The sequence below is a fragment of the uncultured Hyphomicrobium sp. genome (genome assembly GCF_902826555.1).
GTDB lineage: Bacteria > Pseudomonadota > Alphaproteobacteria > Rhizobiales > Hyphomicrobiaceae > Hyphomicrobium_C.
In genome coordinates this window covers 1-6,490 of sequence record NZ_CADEFI010000006.1, presented here as the reverse complement: position 1 = coordinate 6,490, position 6,490 = coordinate 1, and the positions used below count along the sequence as shown (strand labels likewise).

Genomic DNA, 6,490 nt, shown 5'->3' with positions numbered 1-6,490 from the left:
CGAAGGCGACGGCAATCCTGTCTTTGGATTGACGGACAACGCGGCCCGAGAGCAATCCGACCTCCGGACCCAGGGCGCATGCCCGACCGCTGTCTGGCGCGCGTGTGAAAGCGCCGCCGGCATCGGCCCTGGGTCCCGCTCGCTATCCCCCCGGAGCGCGAGCTTTATTCCGCAGCGATGAGTGGTGTGCGCAGCTTCTGACCTGTGAGGCCAAGTTCGACCTTGGCGCGTTCGCGAAGCTTGTCGATGGGGTGCAGTACGCCGCCGCGCTCGTAGTGCCAGAAGGTCCAGCCGTTACAAGCCGACTTGCCCTGCACGACGGCGCCTAGCCGATGGATCGACCCGCGGCTGCCGGGCACGGCCAGCGTGCCGTCGGCTTTCACCTCGGCCTTGATGCTGCGGCGTTCGTCGTAGAGCGGGGCGCCCGGACGCAGGATGCCAAGCTCGACGATGGTGCCGAAGGGCACGCGGGGCTCGGCGCGCTTCGAGGGCTGCTGTTCGAGCGCGGACGTCGAGAGCGGCTTCACCTTGGCGATGCGTTCCTCGGCGGCCTTGGCGTAATCCGGATCGCGCTCGATGCCGATCCACCGGCGGCCCAGCTTCTCGGCGACGGCGCCGGTCGTGCCGGTGCCGAAGAAGGGATCGAGCACGGTGTCGCCCGCGTTCGTCGTGGCAAGCAGGATGCGATGCAGGAGTGCTTCCGGCTTCTGCGTGGGATGCGCTTTGCGGCCGCCGTCATCTTTCAGCCGCTCGGGGCCGGAGCAGATCGGAAACAGCCAGTCGGAGCGCATCTGCAGGTCGTCGTTCGACGCCTTGAGGCTTTCATAGTTGAAGGTGTAGCGAGACTTCTGATCGCGCGCTGCCCAGATGAGTGTCTCGTGCGCGTTGGTGAAGCGGCGGCCGCGGAAGTTCGGCATCGGGTTCACTTTGCGCCAGACGACGTCGTTCAGGATCCAGTAGCCCTGGTCCTGCAGCGCGGCGCCGAGTCGAAAGACGTTGTGATAGGAGCCGATCAGCCAGAGCGCGCCATCCGGCTTCAGCACACGGCGGCATTCGGCGAGCCAGGCGCGCGTGAAGCGGTCGTACTCCTCGAACGAAGCGAACTTGTCCCATGCGTCGTCGACGCCGTCGACGCGCGTGTTGTTGGGACGCAGAAGTTCGGTCGAGAGCTGGAGATTGTACGGGGGGTCGGCGAAGACGAGGTCTACGCTTCGATCCGGTATTCGACGAAGCTCGTCGAGGCAATCGCCCACCAGGATTCGATTTCGGGCCAGAGACCGATCTCCGGCCACGCGGCCGCGATTTCTCGCAGCCGGACTCGCACCACGACGCACACCCATTCGACGCAACTCACAGAGAAAAACCAGAGATGTCCAGGATCCATGAAGCGAACCCAACGCGCTGACAAACCGGCCCCACAGTTAACGGAATGTAAACGGTGGGAGTTAATTTTCGGTTAAAGCGGCGGGAGCGATGCAAGGATCCGTTAGGACGTCAGACGCGCGAAGACTCGCATGCTTTTGCGGCAGACGGAAGGCCGAATTCGACTCCGCCATACACCTCTCGGATCTCAATGCCGGGCGGTGTGCTGTGCCCAAAACATCGAGCCCGGCATACGTGCAATATGCCGGGCTCGCGCCGTGCTTATGAGACAGTCTTTTTTCGATCAGGCGGCGCGGACCGTTGCCAGGAAACGCTCGACCTCTGCCTTCAACGAGCGGCTTTCGCCGGAGAGCGACTTCGCCGACGCGAGAACCTGGGAGGAGGCCGATCCCGTCTCGGACGCGCCCTGACTGACAGCGGTGATGCTGGTCGCAACCTCGCTTGTTCCCTTGGCGGCTTCGACGACGTTGCGGCTGATCTCCTGCGTGGTCGCACCCTGCTGCTCGACGGCGGCGGCAATGGTGCCGCTTACGGCAGAGATGCGCGTGATGGTGGATGCGATCTCGTTGATCGCTTCGACTGACTGGCGGGTCGAGGCCTGCATGCTGCGAATCTGGCTGCCGATCTCGTTGGTCGCCTTGGCCGTCTGTGCAGCAAGCGCCTTCACCTCCTGCGCAACGACTGCGAAACCCTTGCCGGCGTCGCCTGCACGCGCAGCCTCGATGGTTGCGTTGAGGGCGAGGAGGTTGGTCTGACCGGCGATCTGGTTGATGAGCTCGACGACGGCGCCGATACGCTCGGCCGACTGCGAAAGCTCGACGACGTTTTCGTTGGTCTTTGCCGCCTGGCGGACGGCTTCCTCGGCGATGGCGCTGCTTTCGTGCACCTGGCGGCCGATCTCGCAAACCGTCGATGAGAGCTGCTCGGATGCGGCCGCAACGCCCTGAACATTGACGGATGTCTGCTCGGAGGCGCTGGCGACGGTGCCGGAAAGATCCTGGGTGGACGCTGCGTTCAAGGTGAGCTGCGCTGCCGCCGCTTCCAGTTGGGCCGACGCGGAGGAGACCGTGTCCACGACGTGGCCGACGCTTTCCTGGAACTGGCTGGCGAGGCGAAGCATGTCGGCCTTGCGTTGGGCGGCCATGCGCTTCTCGCTTTCGGCCTGCTCGGCGCGCAGGCGCTCGGCTTCGATGATGTTGCGCTTGAAGACGAGCACGGCGCCGGCGATCTCGCCGATCTCGTCGCTGCGGTCCGTGCCGTAGATGTCGCGCTCCGTGTGGCCGGCGGCGAGGTCGAGAATGGAAAGCTTGATGCGCTCGATCGGCTGCGTGAGGTTCGTGATCACGAGCCAGATGCCGGCCAGCATGGTCAAGATCGAGATGATACCCGTCATCGCGGACGTGTGCACGGCGGCCTGCCGTGCCTCATCGGAGGTGACGCTGGTTGCCGAGACGTAAGTTTCGTAGTGGCTGGCAAGGCTGCGCAGCTTGTCGTTCAGCGCCTTGCGGTTCGAGCGATTGGCGTCGTTATCGCCGAACGCGCGGGCGGTCGTGAGCGGTTCTTCCCGTGCCAAGCGCACCAGCTCGGTGCGGAAGCGGATGAATTCCTGAATGGTTTGCTCAGCGTCGGTGAAGCTCTGCCGGTGCTCGGGCTCGACGGTCGCCTCCCAGAGCTTGGTCACGTCCTGAAGCTCTTTCGTGCTTTTCAAGATGCCGTTGCCGTAGCCTTCTGCGGCTGCCCAGTCGCTCGACATGTAGATGCCGCGGGAGTCCATGACGATGGCGTAGACGAGGCCGTTGATGCGCTCGAGGTACGTCTGGCCGGTTTTTGCGCGCATGGCCAAATCCTGCGCCACGTCCTGGGCGGACAGGCTGCGGTAGGTCAGTCCTGCGCCTGCAACCGGGACGAGGGCAAGAAACGCGATCAGCGCACCTACCTTATGCTTGAGCTTCAATTGATTGAGCACGGGATGTTCCATTGGCTGGCGCGCGTGCTTCTGCACGCGAAATCTCTGTGTAATGTAAAACTTTATCTATCCGCCGTTACTAATTGAATAATATGGAATAAGCCACGATGCTGATGCATCACTGCGCGCGTGAGCTTTTCCCGTGCGGGCTCGGCGACCCGAACACGCCTGGCGGGAAGCGGTCATTGGCGGACTTGGGAAGCGCCTCAGTCCTTGCGGTAGGTGGACAGCATCGCGTCGGCGAGCGTGTCCGACGTGATGATGACCTCCGTTGCGCCGTACTTTCTCAAGTATTCTGCTTCGGCGTCGTTCTGGGCGCGTCCAATTATACGCATGTTGGGGTTGGCGTTGTGTGCCTGCTCGATCGCTTCGCCAGCCTCGAAGTTGCTCGGGATGGCGACGATCATGGCGGCGGCCTTGGCGGGGTTGGCGGCGTAGAGCAGCGTTGCGGCGCTGCCAGCCACGCCTTCAATGTTGCGTGCGTTGAGGCGTTTGATCTCCTCGTCGCTCTCGTCGATGACGTAGAGCGGCGCCGGACCCGAAGCCAAGGCATCGACGATGCGTTTGCCGACGCGGCCCGTGCCGACGACGATGGTGTGGCCTTCGAGCGCGGTGACGTGGATGGGCTCGTCATCCTCCTCGACCGTTTCGGGCTCGCGCGGGCCATGGACATGGCCATCCTTCTTCTCGATCCAGGGCTTGAGGTGATCGAGCCACCAGAAAAAGAGCGGGTTCAGGACGATCGAAAGCAAGGCGCCGGCAAGGATCAGGTCACGGCCTTCGGCGGGCAGAAGATCGAGGCTCATGCCGAGCGCAGCGAGGATGAAGGAGAACTCGCCGATCTGAGCCAGGCTCGCCGAAATCGTGAACGCCGTGCTCAGTGGATGGCCGAACGCGCGAACGATAGCGAGGGCGGCGAGCGACTTGCCGATGACGATAATCAGCAAAGTTGCCGCCACGGCCAGTGGCTGGGAGATCAGGATTCCGGGGTCGAACAGCATGCCTACGGAAACGAAGAACAGCACGGCGAAGGCATCGCGGAGCGGAAGGCTCTCGTTGGCGGCCTGCTGGGATAATTGGGACTCGCTCAGGATCAAGCCGGCGAAGAAGGCGCCGAGCGCGAACGAGACGCCGAACAGTTTGGCAGCGATGAAGGCAACGCCGAGGGCGATCGAGAGCACGGCGAGACGGAATAGTTCGCGCGATCCAGTGTGGGCCGTGTAGTGCAGGATCCAAGGAATGATGCGCCGGCCTGCCACCATCATGATGGCGACGAATGCCGCCACCTTGCCGATGGTGAAGGCAACCGTTGCCAAGAGCTGGCCGATGTTGAGGGACGAGCTCGTGGCCGGCTCTCCCTCGGCGTGACCACCGAGCAGAGGCGCGATGGCCGGCAACAAGACCAGAGTGAGGACCATGACGAGGTCCTCGACGATTAGCCAGCCGACAGCAATCTGACCACGCTCGGTGGTGACGAGGCGCCGCTCCTGAAGCGCGCGCAGCAGCACGACGGTGCTTGCGACCGAGAGCGCCAGGCCGAACACCAGTCCGGCACCTGCGGTCCAGCCGAGGACGTGCGCGAGCCCTGCGCCGAGCAGCGTTGCGACGGCAATCTGCGCAACGGCGCCCGGAACGGCAATGTTGCGGACAGCCCACAGCTCCTTGAACGAGAAATGGAGGCCGACGCCGAACATGAGCAGGATGACGCCGATCTCGGCCAGCTCGTTGGCGAGCTCCTGATCGGCAACGTAACCCGGCGTAAAGGGGCCGATGGCGATTCCGGCGATAAGGTAGCCGACCAGAGGGGACACGCGCAGGCGATGGGCAAGCGCGCCGAACACGAATGCAAGAGCCAGACCTGTGACGATCGTCGCGATGAGCGGCGTTTGATGCATCGGGTGGGTAGGTGTCCGTTCGGTTGTGTTGAAAGGTCTCGTGATCGTGTGACGATCACAGGCAGGAGCCCGAAACGCAAGGCGCGATGAGGGGCGGTGTGTTGCCAAATTAGGCAATGTCTCTACGTCATCGCGATTACCGTGGATCACGGCATCCGTATAAATACGGGGCTACGTGATGCGGCGAGGAAGCGTTCCGCACGTCCGCGGCGAATTTTCGGCAGGCCGTTCGCGCCTAGGGCGTGATCTTCGGGAACTGACCGCTGCCGCGCCGAGGGATGAAGTCAGGAGGCTTCAGCCTCGGCCAGTCCGAGAGCCAGTTGCACGGACTTCCATGAGCGGCGGTGATGCGGTGACAATCCGAGGCGGACCAGCGCTGCGCGATGCTCGGGTGTGCCGTAGCCCTTGTGGCGCTCAAAGCCGTAACCGGGGGCCTCGCGCGCCAGGGCTATCATCATGCGGTCGCGCGTGACCTTGGCGATGATGGAGGCGGCAGCGATCGACAGGCACTTGGCGTCGCCTTTGACGATGGTGCGCGTCTCGCACTTGAGGCGCGGGGCCCGGTTGCCGTCGACGATGGCGAGGCGCGGGTTGCACGAAAGCTGGCTCACGGCCTCGCCCATGGCCCACAGGGTTGCGGCGAGGATGTTGTCGCGATCGATGCGGTCGACCTCGCCGATGCCCACTCCGACCGCGACGGCAGTGAGGCGGATGCGTTCGTAAAGGCGCTCGCGCTCCTCCGGATCGAGAGCTTTGGAATCGTCGATGCCCTGGGGGATGCGATCCGGATCGAGGATCACCGCGGCTGCAACGACCGGCCCGGCCCATGGGCCGCGTCCGGCCTCGTCGACGCCGACGATCGGCCCGCCCTTGAGCGCCAGCTCGGCCGCCTCAAGCTCGAAAGTCGGCACGATTTTCGAATCATCCACCCGCATGCGTGCAGCCTCGCGGGTGGCGGCACGTGTGTCAAAGCGGATTGTGGATAGTGAGGCAGTGAGGCAGTGAGGGGGAGGCACGCTTTCCTCCGTCTCAGAGCAACGGCATTTGCTGGCCTTTGGCTACCGGAGGCGCAAAGAGGTCGAGGCGGAGTGCGTGGCGGCGCTCGTTCAGTCCGAGCCGCTTCAGGGCCAAGCGAAAACGAAGCGCGATCTGGTCGGCGTAGGGGCCGCGGCCCTTCTGGCGCTCGCCGAAGTCGGCGACGTAGTCCTTGCCGCCATGCATGGAGCGCAAAAGATTTATGACGCGG

4 protein-coding genes and 1 pseudogene are annotated in these 6,490 nt (G+C 64.0%); all 5 read right to left on the bottom strand.

All coding sequences use genetic code 11. The features are described from left to right. Positions 1 to 164 precede the first annotated feature (164 nt). Positions 165 to 1,253: a site-specific DNA-methyltransferase gene (locus QZV93_RS04590; RefSeq protein WP_363156565.1), complete on the bottom strand. Its 1,089-nt coding sequence runs from the start codon at positions 1,251 to 1,253 to the stop codon at positions 165 to 167. 413 nt (positions 1,254 to 1,666) lie between these two features. Next, positions 1,667 to 3,349 carry a methyl-accepting chemotaxis protein gene (locus QZV93_RS04585; RefSeq protein WP_295556367.1) on the bottom strand — a complete coding sequence of 561 codons (1,683 nt, stop codon included), beginning with the start codon at positions 3,347 to 3,349 and terminating at the stop codon, positions 1,667 to 1,669. A 206-nt stretch (positions 3,350 to 3,555) separates the two neighbouring features. Beyond that, a complete protein-coding gene (ybaL, locus tag QZV93_RS04580; protein WP_295556365.1) occupies positions 3,556 to 5,244 on the bottom strand; it encodes a YbaL family putative K(+) efflux transporter in 1,689 nt (562 codons plus the stop codon). 284 nt (positions 5,245 to 5,528) lie between these two features. After that, a complete protein-coding gene (locus QZV93_RS04575) occupies positions 5,529 to 6,179 on the bottom strand; it encodes a ribonuclease HII (RefSeq protein WP_295556363.1) in 651 nt (216 codons plus the stop codon). Positions 6,180 to 6,273: 94 nt separating this feature from the next. Beyond that, positions 6,274 to 6,490 (bottom strand): annotated as a pseudogene (locus QZV93_RS04570) (radical SAM protein); the annotation flags it as partial.

Excerpts from the sequence above, each read along its gene's own strand:
- QZV93_RS04575 (WP_295556363.1), bottom strand. The coding sequence starts at position 6,179 with ATGCGGGTGGATGATTCGAAAATCGTGCCGACTTTCGAGCTTGAGGCG.
- ybaL (WP_295556365.1), bottom strand. The coding sequence starts at position 5,244 with ATGCATCAAACGCCGCTCATCGCGACGATCGTCACAGGTCTGGCTCTT.